The 26,295-nt window shown below is 72.7% G+C and carries 24 protein-coding genes; 18 read left to right on the top strand and 6 right to left on the bottom strand.

All coding sequences use genetic code 11. From position 1 onward, the window contains the following. Positions 1 to 89 precede the first annotated feature (89 nt). Complete coding sequence (locus tag GL259_RS24805) at positions 90 to 512, bottom strand: hypothetical protein (RefSeq protein WP_159535531.1); 423 nt, start codon at positions 510 to 512, stop codon at positions 90 to 92. 133 nt (positions 513 to 645) lie between these two features. Then, positions 646 to 1,857 (bottom strand): pyridoxal phosphate-dependent aminotransferase, encoded by a 1,212-nt coding sequence (locus GL259_RS24810; protein WP_159535532.1) that lies wholly within the window; start codon positions 1,855 to 1,857, stop codon positions 646 to 648. A 125-nt stretch (positions 1,858 to 1,982) separates the two neighbouring features. On the opposite strand from GL259_RS24810, the gene GL259_RS24815 reads away from it, so the two are divergent. Further along, positions 1,983 to 2,807, top strand: coding sequence for a hypothetical protein (locus GL259_RS24815; RefSeq protein ID WP_159535533.1), 825 nt, complete (start codon positions 1,983 to 1,985; stop codon positions 2,805 to 2,807). Between the two features lie 313 nt (positions 2,808 to 3,120). Continuing rightward, entirely contained in the window at positions 3,121 to 4,053 is a 933-nt protein-coding gene (locus GL259_RS24820; RefSeq protein ID WP_159535534.1) for a serine protease, read from the top strand. 28 nt (positions 4,054 to 4,081) lie between these two features. Here GL259_RS24820 and GL259_RS24825 read toward each other — a convergent pair whose 3' ends face one another. Both GL259_RS24825 and GL259_RS24830 read right to left on the bottom strand, forming a co-directional pair. Continuing rightward, on the bottom strand, positions 4,082 to 5,692 hold the full coding sequence (locus tag GL259_RS24825; protein WP_159535535.1) for a D-aminoacylase: 1,611 nt from the start codon (positions 5,690 to 5,692) through the stop codon (positions 4,082 to 4,084). Positions 5,693 to 5,701: 9 nt separating this feature from the next. Continuing rightward, a complete protein-coding gene (locus tag GL259_RS24830; protein WP_159535536.1) occupies positions 5,702 to 6,979 on the bottom strand; it encodes an amino acid deaminase in 1,278 nt (425 codons plus the stop codon). Positions 6,980 to 7,114: 135 nt separating this feature from the next. On the opposite strand from GL259_RS24830, the gene GL259_RS24835 reads away from it, so the two are divergent. The 5 genes from GL259_RS24835 to GL259_RS24855 all read left to right on the top strand — a co-directional run bounded on the left by GL259_RS24835 (position 7,115) and on the right by GL259_RS24855 (position 11,680). Further along, positions 7,115 to 8,191, top strand: coding sequence for a sugar kinase (locus GL259_RS24835; protein WP_159535537.1), 1,077 nt, complete (start codon positions 7,115 to 7,117; stop codon positions 8,189 to 8,191). Then, entirely contained in the window at positions 8,188 to 8,961 is a 774-nt protein-coding gene (locus GL259_RS24840; protein WP_159535538.1) for an IclR family transcriptional regulator, read from the top strand. The genes GL259_RS24835 and GL259_RS24840 overlap by 4 nt, the downstream gene beginning before the upstream one ends. Next, positions 8,958 to 9,377, top strand: coding sequence for a RidA family protein (locus GL259_RS24845; RefSeq protein WP_159535539.1), 420 nt, complete (start codon positions 8,958 to 8,960; stop codon positions 9,375 to 9,377). Before GL259_RS24840 ends, GL259_RS24845 begins: the two co-directional genes overlap by 4 nt. Before the next feature lie 123 nt (positions 9,378 to 9,500). Continuing rightward, positions 9,501 to 11,027 (top strand): SLC13 family permease, encoded by a 1,527-nt coding sequence (locus tag GL259_RS24850; RefSeq protein ID WP_159535540.1) that lies wholly within the window; start codon positions 9,501 to 9,503, stop codon positions 11,025 to 11,027. An 83-nt stretch (positions 11,028 to 11,110) separates the two neighbouring features. Next, complete coding sequence (locus GL259_RS24855; protein ID WP_159535541.1) at positions 11,111 to 11,680, top strand: hypothetical protein; 570 nt, start codon at positions 11,111 to 11,113, stop codon at positions 11,678 to 11,680. Positions 11,681 to 11,686: 6 nt separating this feature from the next. Here GL259_RS24855 and GL259_RS24860 read toward each other — a convergent pair whose 3' ends face one another. Further along, positions 11,687 to 13,024, bottom strand: a complete 1,338-nt coding sequence (locus GL259_RS24860; protein ID WP_159535542.1) for a M14 family metallopeptidase — start codon at positions 13,022 to 13,024, stop codon at positions 11,687 to 11,689. 182 nt (positions 13,025 to 13,206) lie between these two features. On the opposite strand from GL259_RS24860, the gene GL259_RS24865 reads away from it, so the two are divergent. Beyond that, positions 13,207 to 14,532: an Nramp family divalent metal transporter gene (locus GL259_RS24865; protein WP_159535543.1), complete on the top strand. Its 1,326-nt coding sequence runs from the start codon at positions 13,207 to 13,209 to the stop codon at positions 14,530 to 14,532. Between the two features lie 70 nt (positions 14,533 to 14,602). Here the strand turns inward: GL259_RS24865 and GL259_RS24870 are convergent, their stop codons facing one another. Beyond that, on the bottom strand, positions 14,603 to 16,303 hold the full coding sequence (locus GL259_RS24870) for a glycoside hydrolase family 18 protein (protein ID WP_159535544.1): 1,701 nt from the start codon (positions 16,301 to 16,303) through the stop codon (positions 14,603 to 14,605). A gap of 451 nt (positions 16,304 to 16,754) precedes the next feature. Here GL259_RS24870 and GL259_RS24875 point away from each other — a divergent pair, with 451 nt between their 5' ends. From GL259_RS24875 to GL259_RS24920, 10 genes are all read left to right on the top strand, one after another. Next, complete coding sequence (locus GL259_RS24875) at positions 16,755 to 17,603, top strand: hypothetical protein (protein ID WP_166461664.1); 849 nt, start codon at positions 16,755 to 16,757, stop codon at positions 17,601 to 17,603. Positions 17,604 to 17,756: 153 nt separating this feature from the next. Next, complete coding sequence (cpaB, locus tag GL259_RS24880; protein WP_159535545.1) at positions 17,757 to 18,464, top strand: Flp pilus assembly protein CpaB; 708 nt, start codon at positions 17,757 to 17,759, stop codon at positions 18,462 to 18,464. 9 nt (positions 18,465 to 18,473) lie between these two features. Further along, positions 18,474 to 19,727, top strand: coding sequence for an AAA family ATPase (locus tag GL259_RS24885; protein ID WP_159535546.1), 1,254 nt, complete (start codon positions 18,474 to 18,476; stop codon positions 19,725 to 19,727). Next, positions 19,724 to 20,122 carry a pilus assembly protein gene (locus GL259_RS24890; RefSeq protein WP_208026516.1) on the top strand — a complete coding sequence of 133 codons (399 nt, stop codon included), beginning with the start codon at positions 19,724 to 19,726 and terminating at the stop codon, positions 20,120 to 20,122. Before GL259_RS24885 ends, GL259_RS24890 begins: the two co-directional genes overlap by 4 nt. 1 nt (position 20,123) lies before the next feature. Beyond that, positions 20,124 to 20,510, top strand: coding sequence for a TadE/TadG family type IV pilus assembly protein (locus GL259_RS24895; protein WP_159535547.1), 387 nt, complete (start codon positions 20,124 to 20,126; stop codon positions 20,508 to 20,510). Positions 20,511 to 20,561: 51 nt separating this feature from the next. Next, complete coding sequence (locus GL259_RS24900) at positions 20,562 to 21,899, top strand: CpaF family protein (RefSeq protein ID WP_159535548.1); 1,338 nt, start codon at positions 20,562 to 20,564, stop codon at positions 21,897 to 21,899. Positions 21,900 to 21,910: 11 nt separating this feature from the next. Then, on the top strand, positions 21,911 to 22,855 hold the full coding sequence (locus GL259_RS24905) for a type II secretion system F family protein (protein WP_159535549.1): 945 nt from the start codon (positions 21,911 to 21,913) through the stop codon (positions 22,853 to 22,855). Positions 22,856 to 22,888: 33 nt separating this feature from the next. Beyond that, positions 22,889 to 23,776, top strand: a complete 888-nt coding sequence (locus tag GL259_RS24910; RefSeq protein ID WP_159535550.1) for a DUF5936 domain-containing protein — start codon at positions 22,889 to 22,891, stop codon at positions 23,774 to 23,776. Between the two features lie 343 nt (positions 23,777 to 24,119). Beyond that, the gene (locus GL259_RS24915) at positions 24,120 to 25,364 is read left to right on the top strand and encodes a histidine kinase (protein ID WP_243762599.1); all 1,245 of its coding nucleotides are present in this window, start codon (positions 24,120 to 24,122) and stop codon (positions 25,362 to 25,364) included. Between the two features lie 23 nt (positions 25,365 to 25,387). Continuing rightward, positions 25,388 to 26,251: a response regulator transcription factor gene (locus GL259_RS24920; protein ID WP_159535551.1), complete on the top strand. Its 864-nt coding sequence runs from the start codon at positions 25,388 to 25,390 to the stop codon at positions 26,249 to 26,251. Positions 26,252 to 26,295: the final 44 nt, after the last annotated feature.

A 26,295-nucleotide genomic window follows, 5' to 3' on the forward strand; every position in this document is an offset into this window, starting at 1 on the left:
CCCGTCGACGGTGGGGGTGCAGGGCGCCCGGTCCGCGCGTCGCTGCGGGTGCACGCGGACCGGGGCCGTTCGGGGGAGCCCGGTGGGGCTCAGCGGGACGCGAACTCGCGCGGCTGCAGGGCCGCGGTGTGCGCGTCCATCCGTTCGGCGGCGAGGATCGCCACCGCGGTGTCGGCGCGCGAGGCGGCGACGACCAGGGCGCGGCCCGCGAGGGCGTGCGCACGCCGGTGCAGCGCCGTCGCGTTCGGCTCACGGCCGGTGGTGGTCACCGACGCGCGGGCCGGCACCCGCCCTCCCCGCAGGCGGGTGACCTGCTCGGCGATCCGTTCGGCCGCGGCGTCCAGGTCGGCCGAGGGAGCTGTCGCGCGCAGCTCGTCGGTGACGGCGAGCAGCGCTGCGAGGTGTCCCGCGAGCTGGATGTCCAGCTCCTCCTCGCGGGAGCGGTGGGGGAAGTCGTGGGGGGTGCCGGCCATCGTGCTGTGGACCGACTTGGCACGGATCGGTTCGTACATGGATGGCCTCCTGGGTGCTGACAGGAAACCATCCTAGCTTGGATTTCGTCTAAAGTTGAGTCGTTCACAAAATCGGACGCCCGGAACCACGCAGGGTGAGCGCGGGTCCGGGCGTCCGGTCGTACGGACGGGGTCAGGGCTGGCTGTAACCGTCCAGGAAGCGCCCGATCCGGCCCACCGCGTCCCGCAGGTCGGTGACCGACGGCAGGGTCACCACCCGGAAGTGGTCCGGCTCCGGCCAGTTGAAGCCGGTGCCCTGCACGACCATGATCTTCTCGCGGCGCAGCAGGTCCAGGACCATCCGGCGGTCGTCCTTGATCTTGAAGACGTCGGGGTCGAGGCGCGGGAAGAGGTACAGGGCCCCCTTCGGCTTCACGCAGCTCACGCCGGGGATCTGGGTCAGCAGCTCGTACGCCGCGTCCCGCTGCTCGCGCAGCCGGCCGCCCGGCAGCACCAGGTCGTTGATCGTCTGGCGCCCGCTGAGCGCCGCGACCACGCCGTGCTGGCCCGGCATGTTCGCGCACAGGCGCATGTTCGCGAGGATCGTCAGGCCCTCGATGTAGGAGTCGGCGTGCGCGCGCGGCCCGGAGATCGACATCCAGCCCACCCGGTAGCCCGCCACCCGGTACGCCTTCGACATGCCGTTGAAGGTGAGGGTGAGCAGGTCGGGGGCCACGGAGGCGGTCGGGACGTGCTTCGCGTCGTCGTAGAGGATCTTGTCGTAGATCTCGTCCGAGCAGACCAGCAGGTTGTGGCGGCGGGCGATGTCCGTCAGGCCCTTGAGCACCGCCTCGTCGTAGACCGCGCCGGTCGGGTTGTTCGGGTTGATGACGACGATCGCCTTGGTGCGGTCGGTGACCTTGCGCTCCACGTCGGCGAGGTCCGGCATCCAGTCCGACTGCTCGTCGCAGCGGTAGTGCACCGCCGTGCCGCCGGAGAGCGAGACGGCGGCCGTCCACAGCGGGTAGTCGGGCGCGGGCACGAGCACCTCGTCGCCGTCGTCCAGCAGCCCCTGCATCGCCATCACGATCAGCTCGGAGACGCCGTTGCCGATGAAGACGTGCTCCACGTCGGTCTCGATGCCGAGGGTCTGGTTGTGCATGACGACCGCCCGGCGCGCGGCCAGCAGGCCCTTGGCGTCGCCGTAGCCGTGCGCCGACGAGACGTTGCGGAGGATGTCCTCCAGGATCTCGGGCGGGCACTCGAAGCCGAAGGCGGCCGGGTTGCCGGTGTTCAGCTTGAGGATGCGGTGGCCGGCCGCTTCCAGCCGCATCGCCTCCTCGAGCACCGGGCCCCGGATCTCGTAACAGACGTTGGCGAGCTTGGTCGACTGGATCACCTGCATGCAGGGAGCTTACGGCCCGGTAAGGCCGTTTGGGCCGTGTTTCCCGCCACGTGAGACACGGCGATTCGGGTGGTTATGTCCGCGCGCTGTCCTCAGGGCCCTCCCGGTCTCTAGAATGCGCCGCCATGTCCAGGCCACCTCGGTACGCCGACGGGGGACACGACGCGCCGGAGCCCCAGGGTCCGCCGAACGTGTACCTCCCGCAGACCGCCCCCGCCCCGGCGTACGACGCGTACGCCGACCCGGCGGCCGCCCACGGCTGGCAGAACGCGTACGACGAGACGCGCGAGCTGCCCCCGGTCGCGGCGGCCGGCGCGCCGTGGGCGGCGCAGGAGGATCCGTCCCCCGCGGCGGACGGCGGTGTGCCGCGTCCGGGGGAGGACGACGCGGGCGCCGCGGCGGACGGCGGCGCGCCGTCCCCGGCGGGCGACGGCGCGGGGCGTGCGGCCGGCCGGTCCGGCGCCGGCGGCTCGGGCCGGCGTGCCCACCGCAGGGCCGCCCCCCGGCGTTCGCGCCGGATGGCGGTGGCCGCGGGAGCGGTGGGCGCGGTGTCGGCGGCGCTGGTCGCCGGGTTCGCCTTCTCGGGCTCGCCGTCCGGCGGCGCCGGGGGCAGGGACGACCGCACGGGACCGACGGCGGAGGGGCCCGAGACGTCCACGGTGCCGGACACGCCCTCCTCCGGGAGCCCGTCCGGTGCCGGCGGTTCACCGGGCGGCCAGGACTCCCCGGGTGCGAGCGCGTCCGAGGGGGAGCGGAAGGCCGACGGGACGCCGTCGGCCCCCGCGGCCGACGCGTCCGCCGCTTCCGCCACCCCGGCCGCGTCCACCGCCGCCCCCACGCCGGCCCTTCCCGCGCCGTCCCCCTCCGTCTCCGCCTCCGCGTCCACCGATCCGGACGGCGTGGACGACGACCGGCCGGGCCGGGGTCAGGGACCGAAGCGGCCCAGGTAGGGGCGGGCCGCCGGCCGGCCGGACGGGGTTCGCCGCGGGGCCGTCGCCCGGCGTCTCCATGATCTCCGCACCGACCCTCCCCAGGTCGGCCCCCGCCGTCTCCACGGGAGTGGACGACTCTGTTCCGGGTGTCGCCGCGGCCGGCCGGGGCGTCGGCGGTGTGCCGTCCCCGGGGAGTCTGCGGCCGGAAACACCTCCTTGTCCCCCCTGCCGTCCGCGTGATGACAATGCGCATGACAATCCTGTGGGTGGCCGGAGGATTCCCGGATGTCCGGGTCCCCGGCCGCCCGACGTCGCAATGAGGGGACCCCACATGAGAAAACCTCTCGTCGTCGCGCTGTGCGCCCTGGCGATGGCCGGGGCGGGCGCGGCTCCCGCGGTCGCCGCCGAGCCCTCCCCCACGGGCGCGGAGACGGCCACGGGCTCGGGCCCGACCGCGGTGACGGACGTCGTCGACGGCCTGGTCGGTACCGCGGCGGACACCCTGTCCGGCCTCACCGCGCCGAAGGCCGGCGCGGTGAACTTCGCCGGCACCGTCTCGCTCAGCAACTGCTCCGGTTCCGTCGTCCGCATGCCCGACTCGGCGGCCGACGACCCGGCGCTCGTGCTCACCAACGGCCACTGCCTGGAGAGCGGCTTCCCCGCGCCCGGCCAGGTCCTCGTCGACCGGGCGTCCAGCCGCAGCTTCGGCCTGCTGAACTCCTCCGGCTCCCGGGTCGCCACCCTGCGCGCCGACCGGCTGGTGTACGCGACCATGACCGACACGGACGCGGCGGTCTACCGGCTCGGCACCACGTACGCGCGGATCAAGAGCGCGTACGGCATCGACGCGCTGACCCTGTCCGGCACCCGCCCGCAGGCCGGGACCGCCGTCAGCATGGTCTCCGGCTACTGGAAGCGGATCTACAACTGCTCCGTCGACGGGTTCGTGCACCGGATGAAGGAGGGCGACTGGACCTGGAAGGACTCGGTCCGCTACACCCCCGAGTGCGACACCATCGGCGGCACCTCCGGCTCGCCGGTCGTCGACGACGCCACCGGCGAGGTGGTCGCCGTCAACAACACCGGCAACGAGGACGGCGAGCGCTGCACGGTCAACAACCCGTGCGAGGTCGCCGAGGACGGCACCGTGACGGTCCGTCAGGGCATCAACTACGCCCAGCAGACCTACCTGTTCCCCGCCTGCTTCGGCGTGGACAACAGGCTCGAGCTGAACGCGAGCGGCTGCGCCGTCCCCAAGCCGTAGGGGGCGGGCGCACGCGCGGGGCGGGCGGTCACCGGGGAGTCCGGCGGACCGCCCGCCCCGCCAGTTCGTCCGTGCGCCGTCCGTCCTCGATCACGAACCGCCCGTCGACCAGCACGTGCGGGATGCCCGTCGGGAGCGTGCGGGGGCGCTCGAAGGTGGAACCCGCGGCCACCGTGTCCGGGTCGAACAGGACCAGGTCGGCCCGGTACCCCTCGCGGACCAGCCCCCGGTCCGGCAGCCGCAGCCGGGCGGCCGGGCGCGAGGTCAGGTGCGCCACGCACTCCTCCAGGGACAGCACCCCCAGCTCCCGGACGTAGTGCCCGAGGTAGTGCGGGAACGTGCCGTACGCGCGCGGGTGCGGCTTGGCGCCCTGCAGGATGCCGTCCGAGCCGCCGGTGTGCGCGCGGTGCCGCATGATCGCCCGCACGTTCTCCTCGTGGCCGACGTGCTGGAGGATCGTCGGGGCGAGCCTGTCCTTCAGCAGCAGCTCCCGCGCGACCGCCCAGGGCGACTCGCCGCGCGCCCGCGCCGACTCCAGGACCGTACGGCCCACGTACTCGCCCAGCGCCGGGTCGCCGACGCCCGAGATCTCGATGGTCTCCCACTCCACCGGCACGCCGTGGCAGCCGTCCGAGCCGGTGACCTCCAGGTGGTGCCGGATCCGCTCGGCCGTCGCCTCGTCCGCGAGCCGCCGCAGGACCTCCTCCGGGCCGCCCTCGCTCGCCCAGCTCGGCAGCAGCGCCACGAGCGTGGTGCAGCCGGGCGTGTAGGGGTAGGTGTCGAGGCTGATGTCGGCGCCGGCGTCCAGCGCCTCGTCCAGCAGCGCCAGCAGTTCGGGCGCCCGGCCCCTGTTCACCCCGAAGTTCATCGTCGCGTGCGCCAGGTGCAGCGCGCAGCCGGCCTCCCGGGTGAGGGCCACCATCTCCGCGTACGCCTCCAGCGCGCCCGCGCCGTAGGAGCGGTGGTGCGGGCAGTAGTAGCCGCCGTACTCGGCCACCACCCGGCACAGCCCGGTCAGTTCGGCGTCCTCGGCGTACATGCCGGGGGTGTAGGTCAGGCCGGACGACATGCCGACCGCGCCCTGCTCCATGCCCTCCGCCACCAGCTGCCGCATCCGGTCCAGCTCGGCCGGGGTGGCCCCGCGGTCCTCCCAGCCGACGACGAGCGCGCGGACCGTGCCCTGCGGGATCAGGTAGGCGGCGTTGACCGCGATGCCCCGGTCCAGCCGGTCCAGGTACTCGCCGACCGACCGCCAGTCGAAGTCGACGTCGTCGCCCGCGCCGTTCCAGCCGGCGATCGCCCGGCGCACCTCGCCGAGCGTGCGGTCGTCGACCGGCGCGTACGACAGGCCGTCCTGGCCCAGCACCTCGAGCGTGACGCCCTGCGCTGCCTTGGCGCTGTGGTCGGGGTCGCGCAGCAGCGCCAGGTCGCTGTGCGCGTGCATGTCGACGAAGCCGGGGGAGAGGACCAGCCCTTCGGCGTCCAGCTCGCGGCGGGCCTTCGGGCGCTGGCAGCCCGCTGCCGCCGCCTCCTTCACGATTCCGACGATCCGGCCGCCGTCCACGACCACGTCCGCGCGGTACGCGTCGCCGCCGGAGCCGTCCACGACGTCCGCGTCCCGGATGACGAGCTCTTCCACACCGGCCTCCTAGAAGAACGTACGGATGTAGTCGACCACCGTGCCGTCCGCCTCGGCCACGGGGATGAGCACCCATTTGTCGAAGGACGTGCACGGGTGGGACAGCCCGAGCCCCACCCAGTCGCCGACCTCCAGGTCGGCCTCCCCGGTGGTGCGCAGCCAGGCGTGCTGGTCGGACAGGGCGGTCACCGAGATCCCGGCGGCCGGGCGCTCGGTGCCGTCCCGGCGGACCACCTGGACGGACGGCAGGTCGAGGTCGTGGGCCGCGTCCCGCTTGCCGGCGTTGACGAAGGCCTGGTCGGGGGCGGGGCGGGACACCACCTGGGTCCACAGCCGGAACGCCGGTTCCAGCGCGCCCTCCTCCGGCACCCGGTTGAAGGGGGTCAGCCTGCGGTAGTGGCCGTCGTCGTGCGAGACGTACGCCCCCGAGCGCAGCAGCCTCAGCACCGGCGCGGAGAGTGCGGGGATCCGCGCGAAGACGTCGGCCACCGCGTCGAACCAGGCGCTGCCGCCCGCGCTCACCACGATCTCGTCCAGCCCCGCGAACCGGCCCGCCTCGTCGAAGTCCACGGCGAGCGACACCAGCCGCCGCAGCCAGGCGTGCACCCGCTCCGGGTCCGCCTGCGGCACCTCGCCCTCGTACCCGGCGACCCCGGCCAGCCGCAGCCCGCGCGCACCCGCCACGGCGTCGGCGACGGCGGCGCACTCCGCCTCCGTGCGCACCCCGGTGCGGGCGCCCTCTCCGGCGGCGAGCTCGACCACGACGTCCACCGGGCGGGACGCCCCGGCGAGCGCCGCGTCCATCAGCTCCACCCCGCGCACGGAGTCGACGTAGCAGACGAAGCGGAAGTCCGGGTCGGCGTCCAGCTCCGCCGAGACCCAGCGCAGGGCCGCCGCGTCCACCAGCTCGTTGGCGAGGAAGACCCGCCGGATCCCGAACGCCCGCGCCACCCGCACCTGGTGCGGGACGGCGAGCGTGATGCCCCACGCCCCGTGCTCGATCTGGCGGTGGAAGAGCTGCGGGGCCATGGAGGTCTTGCCGTGCGGGGCGAAGGCGAGGCCGTGGCGGGCCGCGTAGGTCTCCATCAGCCTCAGGTTGTGCTCCAGCCGCTCGGCGGACAGCGTGAGCACGGGGGTGGTGAAGCCGTCGGTGAAGAGGTTGCGGCGCCGGGCGGCCAGTTCGCCGACGGTCAGCCCGTCGGCGTCCGGCGGGAGGCCCTTGAAGCGGTGGTCGACGCGTTCCTCGGTGAGCTGCGCGAGTGCGTCGGAGCCGGGGTCGAGGACCATCAGAGCCTCCCTGATCAGGCGCGTTGCATTTAATGCAACGCTCGTTGCGTATATCGCTTACCGCTGTCTAACATCTCGGCCACGCGTGGTCAACGGACACCGCGTCCCCCGCAGCCACCGAGGAGCCCCGCCGCCGTGACCGTCACCGGACCCTGCAACGCCCCCGACGTCGTGGACGTCGTCGCGCTCGGCGAGTCCATGGTGACGTTCCTGCCCACCCGGCCGGGCCGCCTCGCCGACGTCCCCTCCTTCGAGCGCGGCATCGGCGGCGCGGAGTCCAACACCGCGTGCGTGCTGGCGGCGGCCGGCCACTCGGCGCGCTGGGTCAGCCGGGTCGGCGACGACGGCTTCGGCGACCACCTCCTCGAGGCGATCGGCGGACACGGCGTCGACGTGTCGTACGTCCGCCGCGACCCGGACCGGCCCACCGGCGTCTACTTCCGCACGGCCGGCGACCGGGCCACCGACGCCCACGAGGTCGCCTACTACCGGGCGGGCTCCGCGGCCTCCGCGATGACCGCCGCCGACGTCGACCTCGACGCCGTGCGCGCCGGACGCGTGCTGCACCTGTCCGGCATCACGGCCGCGCTCTCCGCCGGCTGCCTGGACCTGCTGCGGGAGCTCACGGCCCCCCGCCCCGGCCGCCCGCTCGTCTCCTTCGACGTCAACCACCGTCCGGGCCTGTGGCGGGACGCCCGCGGCCCCGAGGTGCTGCTGGACCTGGCGCGCGGCGCGGACATCGTCTTCGTCGGCGACGACGAGGCGCGCGACGCGTGGGGACTGCACGGCGCCCGCGCCGTGCGGGAGGCGCTGCCCGAACCGGAGATCGTGGTCGTCAAGCAGGGCCGGGGCGGAGCGGTCGCCTTCGGCAGGGACACCGACGGCCTCCCGTGCGAGGACGCCACCGGCACCGCGACCTTCGTGCCCGCCCTGCACGTCGACGTCGTCGCCGCCGTCGGCGCCGGGGACGCCTTCGCCGCCGGCTTCCTCTCCGCCACCCTGCGCGGGCTGCCCGTACGCGACCGGCTGCGGCACGGCCACCTCATGGCCGCCGCCGCGCTCACCGCCCCCGGCGACCTCGCCCCGCCCCCCGCCCGCGACCTGGCCGACCGCCTCGTCGCCCTGGACGACACCGCGTGGGGGAGACTGCGACTCGGCCCCGGCTGGACACAGGCCGACGAAGGGGCCGAGGAGGAGGTACGCACCCCATGAGCCAGACCGTCGACCGCGCGCTGAGCATCCTGCCGCTGCTCGCCGAGGGACCCGCCGACCTCGGACAGGTCGCCGACCGCCTCGGCGTGCACAAGTCCACGGCGCTGCGCCTGCTGCGCACCCTGCACGAGCACGGCCTGGTCTACCGCCAGTCCGACCAGCGCTACCGCCTCGGCGCCCGCCTCTTCGCCCTCGCCCAGGAGGCGATGGAGAACCTCGACGTCCGCGAGATCGCCCACCCCCACCTCGTGCGCCTCAACGAGCAGTGCGGGCACACCGTCCACCTCGCCGTCCACGAGGAGAACGAGGTCCTCTACATCGACAAGGTGGAGAGCCGCTACCCGGTGCGCATGTACTCGCGGATCGGCAAGCCCGTCGCCATCACCGTCGCGGCCGTGGCCAAGCTGCTCCTGGCCGACCTGCCCGAGCACGAGCGCCGCGCCCTCGCGGAGAGGCTCGACTACCCCCTGTACACGTCCCGTTCGACACCCGGCCCGGCCGCGTTCCTGCGCGAGCTGGAGAAGGTGCGCGAACAGGGCTGGGCCACCGACCTCGGCGGCCACGAGGAGTCCATCAACTGCGTCGCGGCCCCCGTCCGCGGCGCCGACGGCCGGGTGGTCGCCGCGATGTCGGTCTCCGCGCCGAACGTCGTCGTCACCGCCGACGAACTCCTCACCCTGCTCCCGCTGGTGCGCCGCACGGCGGACGCGATCAGCGGCGAGTACTCCGGCAGGACCCCCGTGCACCACCCCGACAAGGACACCGCATGACCGACAAGACCGAGAAGACCGCGCTCACCCCGAAGACCCACACCACCCCGCCCGCGAAGTTCTCCCACGGCGTCAGGAAGGGCAACATCCTCCAGGTCGCCGGCCAGGTCGGGTTCCTGCCCGCGGTGGAGGGCGAGCCGCCCACGCCCGCCGGCCCCACCCTGCGCGAGCAGACCCTCCAGACCCTCGCCAACGTCAAGGCGATCCTCGAGGAGGGCGGCGCCGGCTGGGACGACGTGATGATGATCCGCGTCTACCTCACCGACGTGGACCACTTCGCGGAGATGAACGAGATCTACGACACCTACTTCGAGGAGCAGGGCCTCACCCAGCCGCCCGCCGCCCGCACGACCGTCTACGTCGGTCTGCCCGCCGGACTCCTCATCGAGATCGACGCGCTCGCCGTCCTCGGCTGACGCCCCCTCACCCTCCCACCCCCCGCACGCCGTACGTCACGGCGCGGTGTCCCGCACCCCGGGACGCCGCGCCGCGATCCCCCCTGCCCGAAAGCACCATGCCCTTACGCAGAGGACCCCCGCATGTCCCGTTCGTCCCTCCCGCTCGCCGCCTCCGCACCGGTGGAGGCACCCCCGCACACCGGAGGCCTGCTCCTCCTCGTCGACGGCACGGCCGGTCTGCTGACCGTCGCCGCGATCGGCATCGCGCTCCTCCTCTTCCTGATCATCAAGGTCCGGCTCCAGCCCTTCGTCGCCCTCCTCGGCGTCTCCATGGCCGTCGGCCTGATGGCGGGCCTGTCGGTCACCGAGCTCTTCGGCACGGTCCAGCGCTCGGACGCCGTGTCCACCATCGAGTCCGGCATGGGCGGCATCCTCGGCCACGTCGCGATCATCATCGGCCTGGGCACCATGCTCGGCGCGATCCTCGAGGTGAGCGGCGGCGCGGAGGTGCTGGCGAGCCGGCTGCTCGGCCTGTTCGGCGAGAAGCGGGCACCCCTCGCCATGGGTCTGACCGGCCTGGTCTTCGGCATCCCGGTCTTCTTCGACGTCGGCATCTTCGTCCTCGCGCCGATCGTGTACGCCGCCGCCAAGCGCTCCGGCAAGTCGATCCTGCTGTACTGCCTGCCGTTGCTCGCCGGCCTCTCGGTCACCCACGCCTTCCTGCCCCCGCACCCCGGCCCGGTGGCCGCCGCCGGACTGCTCCACGTCGACCTCGGCTGGGTCATCCTCATGGGCGTCGTCTGCGGGATCCCCGCCGTCGTGGCCGCGTGGGTCTACTCCGCCTGGATCGGCAGGCGCATCTTCGTCGCCGTGCCGCAGGACATGGTCGAGGCGGCCGAGGAGGCCAGGCGGGCCGTCGTCGCCGAACAGCACGGTGGGGGTGCCCCCTGCTCGAGCGGAGTCGAGAGCTCGGGGGACGGGGCCGAACCGCGCGAGACGCCGGTGCCGCTCGGCACGGTCCTCGGCATCATCGGGACGCCGCTCGTCCTGATCCTCGCCGCGACCTTCTCCTCGATCGCCCTGGACCCCTCCACCCTCCGCTCGGTGATCGAGTTCTTCGGCCACCCCTTCGTGGCCCTCACCCTCGCCCTGTTCCTCGCGTACTACCTGCTCGGCATCCGGCGCGGCTGGTCCCGCAAGTCCCTGGAGACCGTCTCCACGTCCTCGCTGAAGCCGGTCGGCAACATCCTGCTGGTGGTCGGCGCGGGCGGGGTCTTCGGCGCCGTCCTCAAGGCCAGCGGGGTCGCCCAGGCACTCTCGGACACCTTCAACGACGTCGGCCTGCCGGTGATCGTCCTCTCCTACCTGATCTCCGTGGTGCTGCGGGTCGCGCAGGGCTCGGCGACGGTGGCGATCGTGACCACGGCGGGCATCGTCGCCCCGCTGCTGGCCGAGGGGGACCACTCGCAGGCGTTCGTCGCGCTCGTCATCATGGCCATCTCGGCGGGCTCGATCTTCGCCTCGCACGTCAACGACGGCGGGTTCTGGATGGTGGCCAAGTACTTCGGCATCAGCGAGCGGGACACGCTCAGGACCTGGACGGTGCTGGAGAGCGTGCTGTCGGTGGCCGGATTCGCGGTCGCGGCGGCGCTCAGCCTGGTCGTGTGAGCCGCGGTGTCCGTGTAGTCGTCTGATAACGAAGTCGGGGTCGGCTGTGTCCGGCACAGGTTTGTCGACCATACTGCCCTGCTGTGGAGCAGCGCATAGGTTCGAGCAGCCAGCCCCTGGAAGGCGCCGGATTCGACCCGGCTTTCATCCCCGGGCTCACCTCACCCGCGTCCGGCCGTGAGGAGGAGGCGAAGGCGACGGCGGAGGAGCCGCAGGACACGGCACCCGGGCCGGAGCCCGAGCCGGAGGAGGACTCCGCCGCGGAGGCCGCCTCCGGCGAGGAGACCGCCTCCCCCGAGGAGGAGGCGGCCCCCGACGGCCCGGTCTTCGAGGCGTCCGACCGCCGCGCGCGCATCGTCGCCGACCACAGCGGCGTCCGCCTGCGCCTGGACGACCAGGAGTGCGAGTTCCGCTGGGACGAGATCGGCGCGGTGGAGACGGAGACCGCCCGCTTCGGCAAGCGCTGGACGGTCACCGTCCACACCCCCGACCGCCGCTGGTACCCCCTCGAGGTCGAGGCCCCGTCCCGGAGCCGGTTCGCCGAGTGGGACGCCGGACTGGACGCGGTCCTGGACGCGTACTTCGAGGAGGACGGCGACAGGTCCGCCGAGCCGGCCGAGACCTCGGCCGGCTCCGCGGAGGACACCGGGTGACGCGTCCTAACGGCAGTACTGCGCCTCCTTGCCGATGGAGCGGTACATGCAGTCCGCGTTCTCCAGGAGCTGCAGGACGGCGTCCCGGTTGCGGGACGTCTCCCGCTCGATGACCTCGTCGGGCGGGTAGAACCCGCCCCCGGAGCTGGAGCGCGGGTACATCTCGAAGGTGTAGCCGAAGATCCTGTGCGTGCCCCACAGGTAGTCGTCGATCGACCCGTCCGTGATGTACAGGTCGCTGGACTGCTCGGCCGTGTAGCCGTTGCTGGCCGCCATCTTCTGGCCGACCGCCTTGAACGCGGCGTTGTCGTCGGCCGTCATCCCGGTCGTGGTGTCGGAGTAGGTGTAGCCGAACGGCCACAGCACCAGCTCGCTGTAGGTGTGGAAGTCGATGCCGGCCTTGATCTGCTGCACCCCGCCGACGACCCGGCTGCGCACGAAGTTCGCCACGACCTTCACCTCGGTCGCGGACTCCGGGGCGGAACCGCGGTAGGTCTCGGAGGACGTGGAGCCCGAGGAGCCGCCGCAGCAGCCCCAGCGGTAGTCCCAGTTGCGGTTCAGGTCGGTCCCGACGTACGAGGAACCGGAGTTGGGCTGGCGGTTCTTGCGCCAGGAGCGGTAGGAGCCGCTCGCGATGTCGTACTCCCCTCCGTCCGGGTTGAGGTCCGGGATGATCCAGATCTCCCGGCCGTTGACCATGCTGGTGATCCGCGAGTCGCTGCCGTACCCCGCGCCGAGCTCGCGCAGCAGGTACAGGGCCATCTCGACGGTCAGGTGCTCGCGGGCGTGCTGGTGGTGGGTGAACAGGACCTCGGGCTCGTTCTCGTCGGTCGCCACGTTGTCGCTGATCTTGACGGCGACGATGTCCCGGCCCTGGTAGGACCTGCCGATCACCCGCTTGCTCATGATGCCCGGGTACGCGGCCAGCCGCTGGTCGATCTCCGCGTTCATCTCGGCGTAGTTGTGGTAGCGGGAGTCGGCCGAGGGGAAGTCGAACAGCCGCAGGCCGTCGGCGGCGGACGAGCGGTCGGGGGCCGCGCCCAACGGCGTGACCTCGTAGCCCTGCTGACGCAGCGTCCGGATCTGGTCCGCGCGCCCGGAGACGACCACCGTCTCCTCGTCGGCCTCGTCCACGGTGACGCCGGAGCGCTGGATCGCCGTGCGGGTCACGGGAGTCGTGTGCTGGTGGATCTCGTACTGGCGGACGTCGTCGGCCGAGGGCGCCGCCCGGTCCGCGCCGTCGGCGCCGGCCGGCGTGGCCGTCAGGGACACGGGCGCCGCGAGGGCGAGGGCGAGCAGGGCGGCGAGCGCTGCGGAACGTCTGCCGCGTGAGCGGAGTCGCATGAAGTCTCCTTGTGGGAGGTGGGGTTGTTCAGTGCGACGTGCGTGGTGCGGTGCCGACATCGTCCGGTGGTGACATGATCAGGTCAAGATGACGTGGGCCGGACCGCTCGACCAGGTGTATCCGGTGAAGATCCCCGCACGCCCCCTTGCCCGCCCGGCACCCATCCGCTTTCTTGACCTCCATGGCGGACACCACGGGAAACACCCAGGACACCGGAGCAGCGCACGGCGCCGGCCCCCAGCCCCGCAAGTCCAGTTGGAAGTACATCGGCCCCGGCATCGTCGTCGCCGCGACCGGCGTCGGGGCCGGCGACCTCGTCGCCACGCTCATCGCCGGCAGCAACTTCGGCTACACCCTCCTGTGGGCCGCGATCATCGGCTGCCTGGTGAAGATCTCCCTCGCCGAGGCGGCGGGCCGCTGGCACCTGTCCACCGGCCGCACCCTGTTCGACGGCTGGGCGAGTCTGGGCCGCTGGACGACGTACTTCTTCGGCTTCTACGTCGTCGTCTGGGGCTTCGTCTACGGCGCGGCGGCGATGTCGTCCAGCGCCCTGCCGCTCCAGGCGCTCTTCCCGGACGTGATGGACCTCGAGTGGTGGGGCATCGCCTGCGCCCTGGTGGGCCTGGCCTTCGTCTGGTTCAACCAGTACGCGGTCTTCGAGAAGGTCATGACCGTCCTGGTGGGCGTCATGTTCGTGGTCACCGTCTACCTCGCGGTCCGCGTCACCCCGAACCTCGGCGACGCCTTCGCCGGGCTGCTGCCCGTCCTGCCCGACGAGAAGGACTCGGTCCTCAACACCCTCGGCCTGATCGGCGGTGTCGGCGGCACCATCACGCTCGCCGCCTACGGCTACTGGGTCAACGCCAAGGGCTGGACGAACACCGGCTGGATGAAGGTCATGCGGCTGGACAACCGCGTCGCCTACCTCACCACCGGCGTCTTCGTGGTCGCCATGCTCTTCGTCGGCGCCGAACTGCTCCACTCGGCGAACATCGCGATCGCCGGCGGCGACAAGGGCCTGGTGCAGCTGAGCGACATCCTGGAGGACAGGTACGGCACCGCCACGGCGAAGTTCTTCCTGATCGGCTTCTTCGCCACCTCCTTCACCTCGCTGATCGGCGTCTGGCACGGCGTGAGCCTGATGTTCGCCGACTTCGTGGCGCGCGGCCGGAAGAAGGCGGCCGAGTCCAAGGGCGAGGAGATCGCCTCCGGCGCGCGGGAGAAGTCCTGGCCCTTCCGCGCCTACCTCCTGTGGCTGACCTTCCCGCCCATGATCCTCCTCTTCGAGGGCCAGCCCTTCCGCCTGGTCATCGTCTACGGCGTCCTCGGCGCCGCCTTCATGCCCTTCCTGGCCCTCACCCTGGTCTGGCTCCTCAACTCCGACCGCACCCCCCGCGAATGGCGCAACGGCGCCCTCAGCAACGCCATGCTGGCCGTCGCGGGACTGCTGTTCCTGGTCCTGTGCGTCAAGCAGATCTGGGACCAGCCGTGGTCGGAGTTCTTCTGACCGGCCCCGCACGCGACCGCCCCCGCCCGCATGCCGCGGGCGGGGGCGGTCGCGTGCGTACAGGCCGGAGCTACGGCAGCGCGTGCACGTGCGGGCCCACCGCGCTGGACCAGGCGTTGCCCGCCGTCGCGTCCCAGTTGGTGGACCAGGTCATCGCGCCCCGCAGGTCCGGGTAGGTCCGCGAGGGCTTGAAGGTGCCGCAGTTCGTGCCCTTCGTCAGGCAGTCCAGGGCGTTGTTCACCACGGCCGGGGAGACGTAGCCGCTGCCCGCGCCGCGCGTCGAGGCCGGCAGGCCCAGGCCGACCTGGGACGGGGCGAGGCCGCCCTCCAGCTGGATGCAGGCCAGGGCGGTCAGGAAGTCCACCGAGCCCTGGCTGTAGACCTTCCCGTCACAGCCCAGCATGGAACCGCTGTTGTAGTACTGCATGTTGACGACCGTGAGGATGTCCTTCACGTTCAGCGCGGTCCGGAAGTAGGAGTTGGACGTCGACTGCATGTCGATGGTCTGCGGGGCCATGGTCAGGATCATCGACGGGCCCGCCTTCGCGGACAGCGCCCGCAGCGCCTGCGTCATGTAGGTCGCGTCGAGGCCGTTCTCCAGGTCGATGTCGACGCCGTCGAAGCCGTACTCCTGCATCAGGGCGTACACCGAGTTCGCGAAGGCCGTCGCCGAGGCGGAGTCGTTCACCGAGACGGTGCCCTTCTCGCCGCCGACCGAGATGATGACCTTCTTCCCGGCCGCCTGCTTGGCCCGGACGTCCGCCTTGAACTGGTCGACGGTGTAACCGTTCAGGCCCGCGGTGTCCAGGTTGAAGGTGACCGCCCCGGGCGTGTTGGTGGCGTCGGCGAAGGCGACCGCGATGATGTCGTACTGGGCGGACACGTCGGAGATCCGCTGCACCGCCGCCCCGTTGTTGAAGTTCTGCCAGTAGCCGGTCACCGCGTGCCGGGGCAGGCCGCCGCCCCCGCCGCCGCTCTCCTTCGTCCGGGCGGTCACGGCCGCCGACTTCGGCGACTCGCCCGCCGCGTTGGTCGCGGCGACCTGGAAGGAGTACGAGGTGGCGGCCGCGAGGCCGGTCACCGTCGCCGAGGTGCCCGAGACGGCGGTCACCCGCGTGCCGTCGCGGTAGACGGTGTACCCCGTCGCCCCCGACACCGCGTTCCACGCCAGGGACACCGAGGAGGACGTCGTGCCGGAGACGCCCAGGCCGCCGGGCGTGCCCGGGATCGTGGGCTGGGGGCCACCGCCGCCGCCCCCGTCGGGGCCGAACACCGACAGGTCGTCCGCGTAGTAGGCCGCCTGGCCGTACCAGCCGTGGGTGTAGACCGTCACCGAGGTGGTGGAGGACCCGGTGGTGAAGCTCGTCGAGAGCTGCTTCCAGCTGCCGGAGTCCGGCGTCCAGGTGGACACGTCGGTGGTCCCGGTGCCGGTCACGCCCAGGTAGGCGTAGCCGCCCTGCACCCAGGCGCTCAGCCGGTACGTGGAGCCGGGCTTCACCGCGACGGTCTGGCTGCAGCGGGCGTTGTCCTGCCCGGACGGCGTCGCCTTGAGCGCGGCCGTGCCGCCGTGCACGGGGGAGGAGACGGTCGTCCCGCTGTTCGCCGAGCAGGTCCAGTTGCCCAGACCCGCCTCGAAGCCGCCGTTCCTGGCGTTGTCGACGTCCGCGGCGGACGCCTGGCCCGCGCCGGCGAGGGTGAGGGCGAGGGCGGAGACGAGGGCTCCGGCCCAGATGCGTCTGCTGCGTCGGGGCGTGCCCGGTACGCGGTCCACTGGGGCCTCCGGTGGGGGAGAAGGAGTGGGGGAAGGAGCGGGGAAGCGACGGTGGCCACCGTTGGACCTACAAGGTGGTCCAGACCAATCGCCTTGTCAATGGTCCGGACCGACATCGGTCGCCGGGCCCCGCCGCGCGGCGCCCTCCCGTCCGGAACCCCCCTCCCCGGCGGCTCCGCACAGCGGGCCCGGCGTCAAGGCGGCGCACGGGATCCACACCCACGGGTCCGGGCCGCGACCGGCGAGATGCTCAACCTGTCCCGTTATGGCGCGCCTTGTGCCACAGGAGTTCCTGTTCCGCTACTCAAACGCTGTTCTCCGGTCACGGAGCCGTGGATACAGTGCTGAGGTAGTCACGCAGTGAAGTCACCCGGGTGTACCGGAGTAACGCCCGGTGGACCGCCGGGGCGTGGGGAGAACGGGGAGCTGCGCTGTGCCAACCGCCATCGCCGTGACCAGCGCCGACATGGCGCTGCCGCCGCAGGACGAACGGACCCTGCCCGCCGTGGTGCTGCGGGACCTCGAGACCCGTCCGCTCGAACAGGCGCTGGCCGACCTCCAGACGCTGATCGAGCAGCACGGCCACGTCATCGTGGTCTGCTCGCAGGCCGCCCCCACCGCCGTCCGGCGGCGGCTGCACACCCTGCGCTCCCTGCTGGAGAGCGACCGGGTCGCGCTCTTCCGCCCCGCCCTCCCGCCGCTCGGGATCGCCGTCCTGGCCCGCCAGCTGCGGCAGCTCGCCTCCTGCGACCTCACCCCCGGCGTCCTCGCCTCGGCCGGCCGCCTGCTGATCCACTACATCCACGCCGGGGCCCTGCTGGGCTCCGTCGCCCGCCTCGACCGCGTCCCGGTGAACCTCAAGCAGCACGCCAAGTCCTGGATGCCCGGCAGCCAGTTCGCCGTCCTCGCCCACCCGCAGCCGCAGCTCGTCCGCCTCGGCCCCGAGGCCGCGCTCGACGGCCCGGAGTTCGGCACCTGGATGCTCCTCGCCAAGGGCCAGCTCCAGTCCGACTGGGTCACCGGCACCCTGGCGCCGGCCTGGAAGGTCCAGGGGCTGCACGAGGCACCGCTTCCGGCCGAGTCCCCGGGCTGGTGGGGGACCGGCAGGCTGATCGAGTTCTGCACCTACCTGCCCGACCTGTCCGTCCTCTACCAGCTGGTCACGTCCGTGCGCCGGACCACCTGCCACTGGTGCGGCATCGACGTCATCGGCGACCGGTGCGTGTTCTGTTCGGCCACACCACCCGGCCAGGAGGACCCGCACCGGTCACGGCCCGGGAACCGCACGGCCGTCGGGTGAGTCCCGCACCACGAGGCGCCCCGGACGGCTCCCGCCGTCCCGGGCCTCCCGACCCGCCGGTCCACCGCACCCGGTCCACCGCACCCGGCCCACCGCACCTGATCCGCCCGCCCGATCCCGCTCGACCGATTTCCCGATGAGGTTGCACGGTTCATGAACTCCCGTCAGCGCCGCGGCGTGATACTCCTGCTCCTGTCGGTCCTGTGCGCCCTCGGCGCGTTCGCCGGCGTGCTGTCCGTCATCAACGACGTGAAGTCCAAGGTGGGCCCCGAGGTCACCGCGTACCGGCTGAAAGCGGACGTGGCGCCCTACACCGCCCTCAGCACGGGCCAGTTCGAGAAGATCAAGATGCCCGAGCGGTGGCTGTCCGAGAACGCGGTCACCGACCTGCGCGAGATCCGGGGCAAGATCGCCGTGACCACGCTGAAGGAAGGCTCCCTGCTGCAGAGCGACATGGTCGTGGACCAGCCCGAGCTGCAGCCGGGTCAGCAGGAGGTCGCCATCATGATCGACGCGGCGACCGGCGTCGCCGGCAAGATCACACCGGGCTCGGCGGTCAACGTCTACGCCACCTTCGAGGGCGAGCGCGAGGGCGACCCCGCCCAGTCCAAGGTCATCGTGACGAACGCCAAGGTCCTGGACGTGGGCCGGCTCACCGCCCTCCAGCCCGACGAGGACGACCGCGGCCGGGAGCCCACCGACGCCGTCCCGATCACCTTCGCGCTGTCCGCCCTCGACGCCCAGCGCATCACCTACGCCGAGTCGTTCGCCCAGCGGGTCCGGCTCGCGCTGGTGGCACCCGGCGGCGACACCACCGTCCCCGACTCGCAGCGGACGTACGAACTCGCGAAGGACAAGTGAGAGGCCCGCATGTCCACGAGGATCCTCCCGGCAGTCGGCGACGCGGACGCGGTCCGGTCCATCACCACACTGCTCAGCCAGCTCCCCGACGCCGAGCCGGTGACCCCGGTGACCGACTCCACCCAGCTCGTCGACACCCTCGCGCGCCTGGCCGCCGAGTCCGTCGACGAACTGCCCGAGGTCGTGGTCGTGCACGAGCGGATCGGCCCCGTCCCCGCCCTGGAACTGATCCGTGAGGTCGCCCTGCGCTTCCCGGCCGTCGGCGTCATCCTCGTCACCTCCGACGCGAGCCCCGGCCTCTTCCAGGCCGCCATGGACTACGGCGCCCGCGGACTGGTCGCCCTGCCGCTGAGCTACGAGGAACTCGCCAGCCGCGTCCAGGCGGTCGCCCAGTGGTCGGTCGGCGTACGCCGCCACCTCGGCGCGGGCGGCGACGTCTTCACCGGCGCCGGCGGCACGGTCGTCACGGTCAGCGGGGCCAAGGGGGGCGTGGGCACCACCCTCACGGCCGTCCAGCTCGCCCTCGCCGCCCAGGCCTCCGGACGCGCCACCGCCCTCGTCGACATGGACCTCCAGACCGGCGACGTCGCCTCCTACCTGGACGTCCAGTTCCGCCGGTCCGTCGTCGACCTCGCCGCGATCACCGACATCTCCCCGCGCGTCCTGGCCGACGCGGTCTTCCGGCACGACACCGGCGTCGCGCTGCTGCTCGCCCCCGCCGAGGGCGAACGCGGCGAGGACGTCACCGACCGGGCCGCCCGCCAGATCGTCAGCGCCCTGCGCTCCCGCTACGAGGTCGTCGTCATCGACTGCGGCGCCCAGCTCACCGGGGCCGGCGCGGCGGCGGTCGAGATGGCCGACACGGCCCTGCTGGTCACCACCCCGGACGTGATCGCCGTACGGGGCGCCAAGCGGGCGGTGCGGATGTGGGACCGGCTGCAGATCCGCAAGGCCGAGGAGACCACGGTGGTGGTCAACCGCCACACCCGGGCCACGGAGATCCAGCCCCCGCTCATCCAGCGGATCACCGGCACGTCGGTGGCGGCGACCGCGATCCCGGCCGGCTTCAGGGAACTGCAGGCGGTCGTGGACGCGGGCCGCGTCCACGAACTGGAGAACAAGAGCGCGGTCAAGCAGGCCATGTGGGGCCTGGCCGGCGAACTCGGCCTGGTCAGGGCCGCCGAGGGCGCCCACAGGGCGGGACGGCTGCGCGGCGACCGGGGGTCGGTGAGCTTCCGGCGCCGCAGGGACGGAGGGGGATGAGCATGCGGGCCGCACCACCTGCACGCGACCGTGACCGGGGCCAGGTCACCGTCGAGTTCCTCGGCATGACACCGACGATCCTCGTGACGCTGGTGGTGCTGTGGCAGCTCGTACTGGTGGGGTACACGTTCACGCTCGCGGGGAATGCTGCGGACGAGGCCGTGCGGGCGGGGACGGCGGCGGCGCCGGGCGCGCGCCAGGGCGCCTGCCAGGAGGCCGGACTGGACAAGCTGTCGGGAGCGTGGGCGGGGGGAGCGACCGTGAACTGCACGACCGCGGGCGGGTTCGTGACCGCCGACGTGGAGCTGAGCGTCCCCGTCCTCTTCCCGGGCACCGTCTCCTTCCCCTTCGACGTGGAGGGCCACGCGGGCGCCGTCGAGGAGGAGGTGGACTGAGATGCCGTACCCCCCCGGGCCCCGCCGCGGCCTCCGCGGCCCGCGCGGGCCCCGCGACCGCGGTCAGGCGGCGCTCGAATACCTGGGCTTCCTCCCCGTCCTGCTCATCGTCGCCATGGCCGCCGTACAGCTCGGCCTGATCGCCTACACCGCCCAGCAGGCCGGCACCGCGGCCCGCGCGGGAGCGCGCAGCGCGTCGCTCGACCGGGGCGCCGGACCGGCCTGCACGGCCGCGGTCAGCGACTGGCTGGCCGGCCGCACCGACTGCGGCGCGGCGGAGGGCGGCGACGAGGTGACCGTCACCGCCACGATCGACATCCCCTCGATCGTGCCGGGCTGGGACTTCGGCCCCGCCCGCAAGACCGCCACGATGCCGCTCGACCACTGACCGGGGACGAGGACCGACGAGCACCCACGAGGACCGAGGAGCACCGGACTCATGAGCCTGCGGGCACGCATCAACTCCCCCGAGGAGAACACCGGACGGGGCGAGGACGGCCACCTGGTCGCCTCCTACCGCGCCAAGCTCCTCGAGGAGATCGACCTCGCGGAGATGAGTTCACTCGCCGCGGCCGAGCGCCGCGCGCGGCTGGAGCGCGTGCTCGGCCACATCATCAGCCGCGAGGGCCCGGTCCTGTCGACCGTCGAACGCTCCCAGCTGATCCGCCGGGTCGTCGACGAGGCGCTGGGCCTCGGCATCCTGGAACCCCTCCTGGAGGACGCGTCGATCACCGAGATCATGGTGAACGGCCCCGACGCGATCTTCGTCGAGCGCGGCGGCCGGGTGGAACAGCTCCCGCTGCGGTTCGCCTCCAACGACCAGCTCATGCAGACGATCGAGCGCATCGTCTCCACGGTCAACCGCCGCGTCGACGAGTCCAACCCGATGGTCGACGCCCGCCTCCCCTCCGGCGAGCGCGTCAACGTCATCATCCCGCCGCTGTCCCTGACCGGCGCCATCCTCACCATCCGCCGCTTCCCGCGCTCCTTCACCCTCCACGAGCTCATCGGCCTCGGCTCGCTCGACGAGCACATGCTCCACCTGCTGGCCGGCCTGGTGCAGGCGCGCTTCAACGTCATCGTCTCGGGCGCGACGGGCACCGGGAAGACGACCCTGCTGAACGCCCTCTCCGGCCTGATCCCCGAGGGCGAGCGCATCATCACCATCGAGGACTCCGCCGAACTCCAGCTCCAGCAGCCGCACGTCATCCGTCTGGAGTCCCGCCCGCCGAACGTCGAGGGCAAGGGCCGGGTCACCATCCGCGACCTGGTGCGCAACTCGCTGCGCATGCGCCCCGACCGCATCGTCGTCGGTGAGGTCCGCGGCGGCGAGTCGCTGGACATGCTCCAGGCGATGTCCACCGGCCACGACGGCTCCCTCGCCACCGTCCACGCCAACAGCGCCGAGGACGCGCTGATGCGCCTGCAGACCCTCGCCTCCATGTCCGACGTCGAGATCCCCTTCGTCGCGCTGCACGACCAGATCAACAGCGCCGTCGACGTGATCGTCCAGCTCACCCGCTTCGCCGACGGCGCCCGCCGCATCACCGAGATCGCCCTGCTGGAGAGCCACGGCGGCGAGCCGTACCGGCTGGCCACGGTCGCCCGCTTCCACGCCCGGCCGATGACCGCCGACGGCCGGATCCACGGCGCCTTCGAGTACTACCCGCTCCCGCGCCGCACCGCCGACCGCCTCTACATGGCGAGCCAGCCCGTCCCCCAGGCCTTCGGCATCGCCCAGTCCGCCGACCAGCTCGCCACCCGAGAAGCCAGGTAGGAACCGTCCCCATGGATCTGCAGAACCTGATCACGCTGACCACCGGCGTCACGCTGCTGACCTGCGTCCTCGCGGTCGTCGGCGTGCACTCCTACGCCACCGGCAAGGCACAGCGGCAGGCGCTGGTGGACCGGCTGTCGGCCACCGGCCAGATCCCGGTCGCCGGCCGCCGGCGCCACTTCCCCACCCTGGACCGCCGTCTGCGCCGCACCGGGTTCGGCCGGAAGCTGGAACTGCGCCTGATGGCCACCGGCCTGGACATCACCCCCGGCGAGTTCTTCGCCGCCATGCTCGCCACGGTCGCAGGCCTCTGGCTCGTCGGCCAGGCGACCCTCGCCCCCTTCTTCGGCCCGATCGCCGGGCTGCTCGGCATCTGGGTGGCGGTCCAGTTCCTCAACTGGCAGCGCCAGAAGCGCATCGAGAAGTTCATCAACCAACTCCCCGAACTGGCCCGCATCCTGGCCAACGCCACCCAGGCCGGTCTGGCCCTGCGGACGGCGATCGGCATGGCGGCGGAGGAACTGGAGGCCCCCGCCGGGGAGGAACTGTCCAAGGTCGCCAACCAGCTGGCGGTCGGCGCCTCGATGGACGACGCGCTCGGCGAACTCGCCGACCGCCTCCCCTCCCGCGAACTGGTCGTCCTGGTCACCACCCTGGTGCTGTCCAACCGGGCGGGCGGCCAGGTGGTGAGCGCGCTCAGGAACCTGACCGAGACGCTGGAGGAACGCAAGGAGACGCGGCGGGAGGTGAGGACGCAGCTCTCCCAGGTCAGCATGACCTCGTACGCCGTCCCCGTCCTCGGCGTCGGCTCCCTCTTCCTGATGAACGGCGTGAAGGACGGCGCCCTGGAGCGCATGACCGGCTCCCCGGCCGGCCAGGCCGCGGTGATCATCGCCTTCGGGCTCTACGCCGTCGGCTTCGTCCTCATCCGCCGCCTGTCCCGCATCGACGTCTGAGCGGCCGGACCGGCACAGGAGGGACTGACTGACATGGCACTTCTGCTCGCACTGGCCATGGGCCTCGGTGTCTGGGGCGTCTTCGCCGGCATCCGCATGTACCGGGCCGAGGCGAAACTCCCCGGGGACCTGGCCCTCGCCCTGGAGGTCGGCTCCACCCGCACCGGCGCGGTCGACTCGCTCGTCGACCGCATGGGCATGCGCTACGCCCCCGCCGTGCTGCGCCTCATGGGCCCCAAGCAGGTCGCCAGGTACCGCCGCAAGATCGACCTCGCGGGCAACCCCGGCGGCCTCACCCTCGACCGCTACGCCGCCCGCCGCGCCGTCTACGGCGCCCTCGGCGGCGTCGGCTTCCTGGTCTTCCTCATGCGCGGCCAGCTCTTCGTGGCCCTGCTGCTGCTCGCCTTCGGGGCGTTCTGGACGGAGGTCGGCATCTGGTCGGCGATCCGCATCCGCAAGGACGTGATCGAGCGGACGCTGCCGGACTTCCTGGACGTGCTGGCGGTCGTGGTGAGCGCCGGGCTCGGATTCCGCCAGGCACTGGACAGGGTGGCCTCGAAGTACGAGGGTCCCTGGGCCGACGAACTGCGCATCACCCTCCGCCAGATGGACCTGGGCATGAGCCGCCGCCAGGCCTTCGCGGAACTGCGCCGCCGCAACGACTCCGAACAGGTCGCCATGTTCGTCACCGCGCTGCAGCAGGGCGAGGAACTGGGCGCGCCGATCGTCGACACGCTGGTGTCCCTGGCCAAGGACATGCGCCGCACGGACGCCCAGAACGCCCGCCGCAAGGCCGCCCGCGCGGTCCCCAAGGCCACCATGATGATCACCACGTTCATGGTCCCGGCCACCATGATCCTCCTCGGCGCCGGCCTGATCCTCGGCTCCGGCACCGACTTCGGCTCGATCACGGGCGAGTAGGACGGGGGCAGGGTGCGATGACGACGACCGGGGACCGCGCGGGGGCCGCACGGGGCTGCTCCGCCGACGCCCCAGGACTCCCGAGATCACCACCCCGCCCGCGGGCACGGTCCTGCCCGCCCACGTCCGGACGGGCGCGCCGGACGTCCCGGTGACGTCGGCGACGCCGGTGCTGCCGCCGGGCTGGGAGGCGGCGGTCGGGGCAGGAGCCGGCGGGCCGGCGCACGACGGGAGAGCCGCCGACGGCGCGGGCGGCGCGGGCGGCGCGGGCGGCACCGAGGACCCGGCCGACGGCCGGACGCACCCCCCACGACCCGCACCCGCACCCGCGCCCGCCCCGGACGTGGACATCCAGGTCAACGCCCTCCAAGCCCTGTGCCGGCAGGCGTTCGGCTTCCGCCTGGCGATGATCGCCCTGGCCGCCCCCGCCGCCCTCCTGAACGCCGGCCCCGGCTGGGGCACCCGCCTGGTCGGCATCGCGGTGGTCGTCACCTTCATGGCGTCCTACCTCCTCTTCCGCGACTGGGAACGCTTCGGCCCCCTCCTCCTGCGCCACCCCACACTCCTCGCGGTGGACACCCTCTTCGGCGCCCTGCTCCTGATCTCGGCGGGCCCGGACACGACCCTCGCCTACGTCAGCGTCTGCACCCCCCTCCTGGCGGGCCTGGTCTACGGCTGGCGCGGCGCGGCGGTCTTCGCCTCCCTCCAGGGCCTGATCCTGCTCCTGGTCTACGCGACCGTGGAGGACCCGCACGCGGGCCCGGCGGAGACGCTGCTCCTGCCCGGCCTCTGCGTGGTCGCGGGGGCGGTCGGCTCGAGCCTGCGCAACCTCATGCTCCGCTTCGGCGCGGCGACCCGGGCCCTGACGACGGTCCAGGCCCGCCTGGCCGTCACGGAGGCGGTCAGCGCCGAACGCGCCCGCCTGGCCCGGGAGATGCACGACTCGGTGGCGAAGACCCTGCACGGCGTCGCCCTGGCGGCGGACGGCCTGGCGGGCTCGGCGGGCGCCCGGCCCGTGGACCCGGCCCTGGTGAGGCAGCAGGCGGAACTGGTCGCCCGCTCGGCCCGCCGCGCGGCGGCGGAGTCCCGCGAACTCCTCGCCGACCTGCGCCGCGAGTCGGACCCGGACCAGGGCACCGACGTCCTGGTCGAACTGGCGGCCCGCACGCGTGACTTCGGCGCCCGCACCGGCCTGCCGACGACGTACCGCCCGACGGGCGGCGACACGGTCCCGCCGGTTCCGCCGGCGGTGGCCCGCCAGCTCCTGACCATCGCCTCGGAGGCCATGGAGAACGCCCACCGCCACGCCGGACCGACCCGGGTCGACGTCCACGCGGGCGTCCACGGAGACCTGCTCCGCATCAGCGTCCACGACGACGGCCGCGGCCTCCCGCCCGGCACGAACCTCGAACAACTCCGCCGTGCGGGCCACTTCGGCCTGCTCGGCATGGTCGAACGGGCGGCCTCCGTCGGCGCCCGCATCCGCATAGGCCGTGGCTCGCACGCCCGGGGCACGGAGGTCCGCCTGGAACTCCCCCTGGCGGCCGTGACGGCACCGGCTCCGCGTCCCGCGGAGGCGGCCCCGTGAAGACGCCGAGAGGAGGCAGCCCCATGCAACCGCCGCCGAACCCCTTCGAGAACGTCCCCCCGCCCGCCGCGCTCCGTGTCGTGGTGGCCGACGACAACCCGGTGGTCCGCGCCGGCCTGACCGCCCTGCTCACCGGCCGCGCGGACATCACGGTCGTGGCGGAGGCGGCGGACGGCAGAGAGGCCTACGAGGCGGCCCACTCCCACCGTCCCGACGTCGTCCTCCTCGACGTCCGCATGCCGGGCGTGGACGGCATCTCGGCGCTGCCCCACCTGGTGCGGATCGCCCCGGTCGTGATGCTGACGTACAGCAGGGAGGCGGAGGTCGTCCAGGAGGCGCTGCGCAGGGGAGCGGGCGGCTACCTGGTCCACGGCGAGTTCACGGCCGACCAGCTGGTGTCGGCGGTGCGGGACGTCAAGGAGGGCAGGGCCCACTTCACGTCCACGGCGGCGGGGGCGTTGCTGGCGCAACTGCGTCAGGAGCCCAGGACGGATCAAGTGTTGCCGGACGGGCTGGGCGCCTCGCGCACAAATCCCGGAATCCTACCGGGATTCGGCCCGCCCCATGCCCCGTCCTCACTTGCTTCTGCGGAAAACCTTTCGCAGATGCAACCGTATGTGGCACAGTCGTCGTCTGGGTGGACGGGCGGCCGCCCGGCCGCTCCCGACAGGTCGAGGTTCCGGCTGAGCACGAGAGAGGCGGAGATCATGGACCTCATCGCGTCCGGCATGAACAACCAGCAGATCGCCGCCGCGTGCTTCATCAGCGAGAAGACGGTCAAGAACCACATCAACCGCATCTTCGCCAAGCTCCACAGCACCAGCCGCTCCCAGGCCGCCGCGAAGTGGCTCGGCACGGCACCGGGTTCCGGCCGGGAAGTGGGGTGACCTGCGATGACGGTAGGGGGGAAGAGGAACTGGGCCTGCGATTG

Source organism: Streptomyces sp. Tu 3180 (genome assembly GCF_009852415.1).
Lineage (GTDB): Bacteria > Actinomycetota > Actinomycetes > Streptomycetales > Streptomycetaceae > Streptomyces.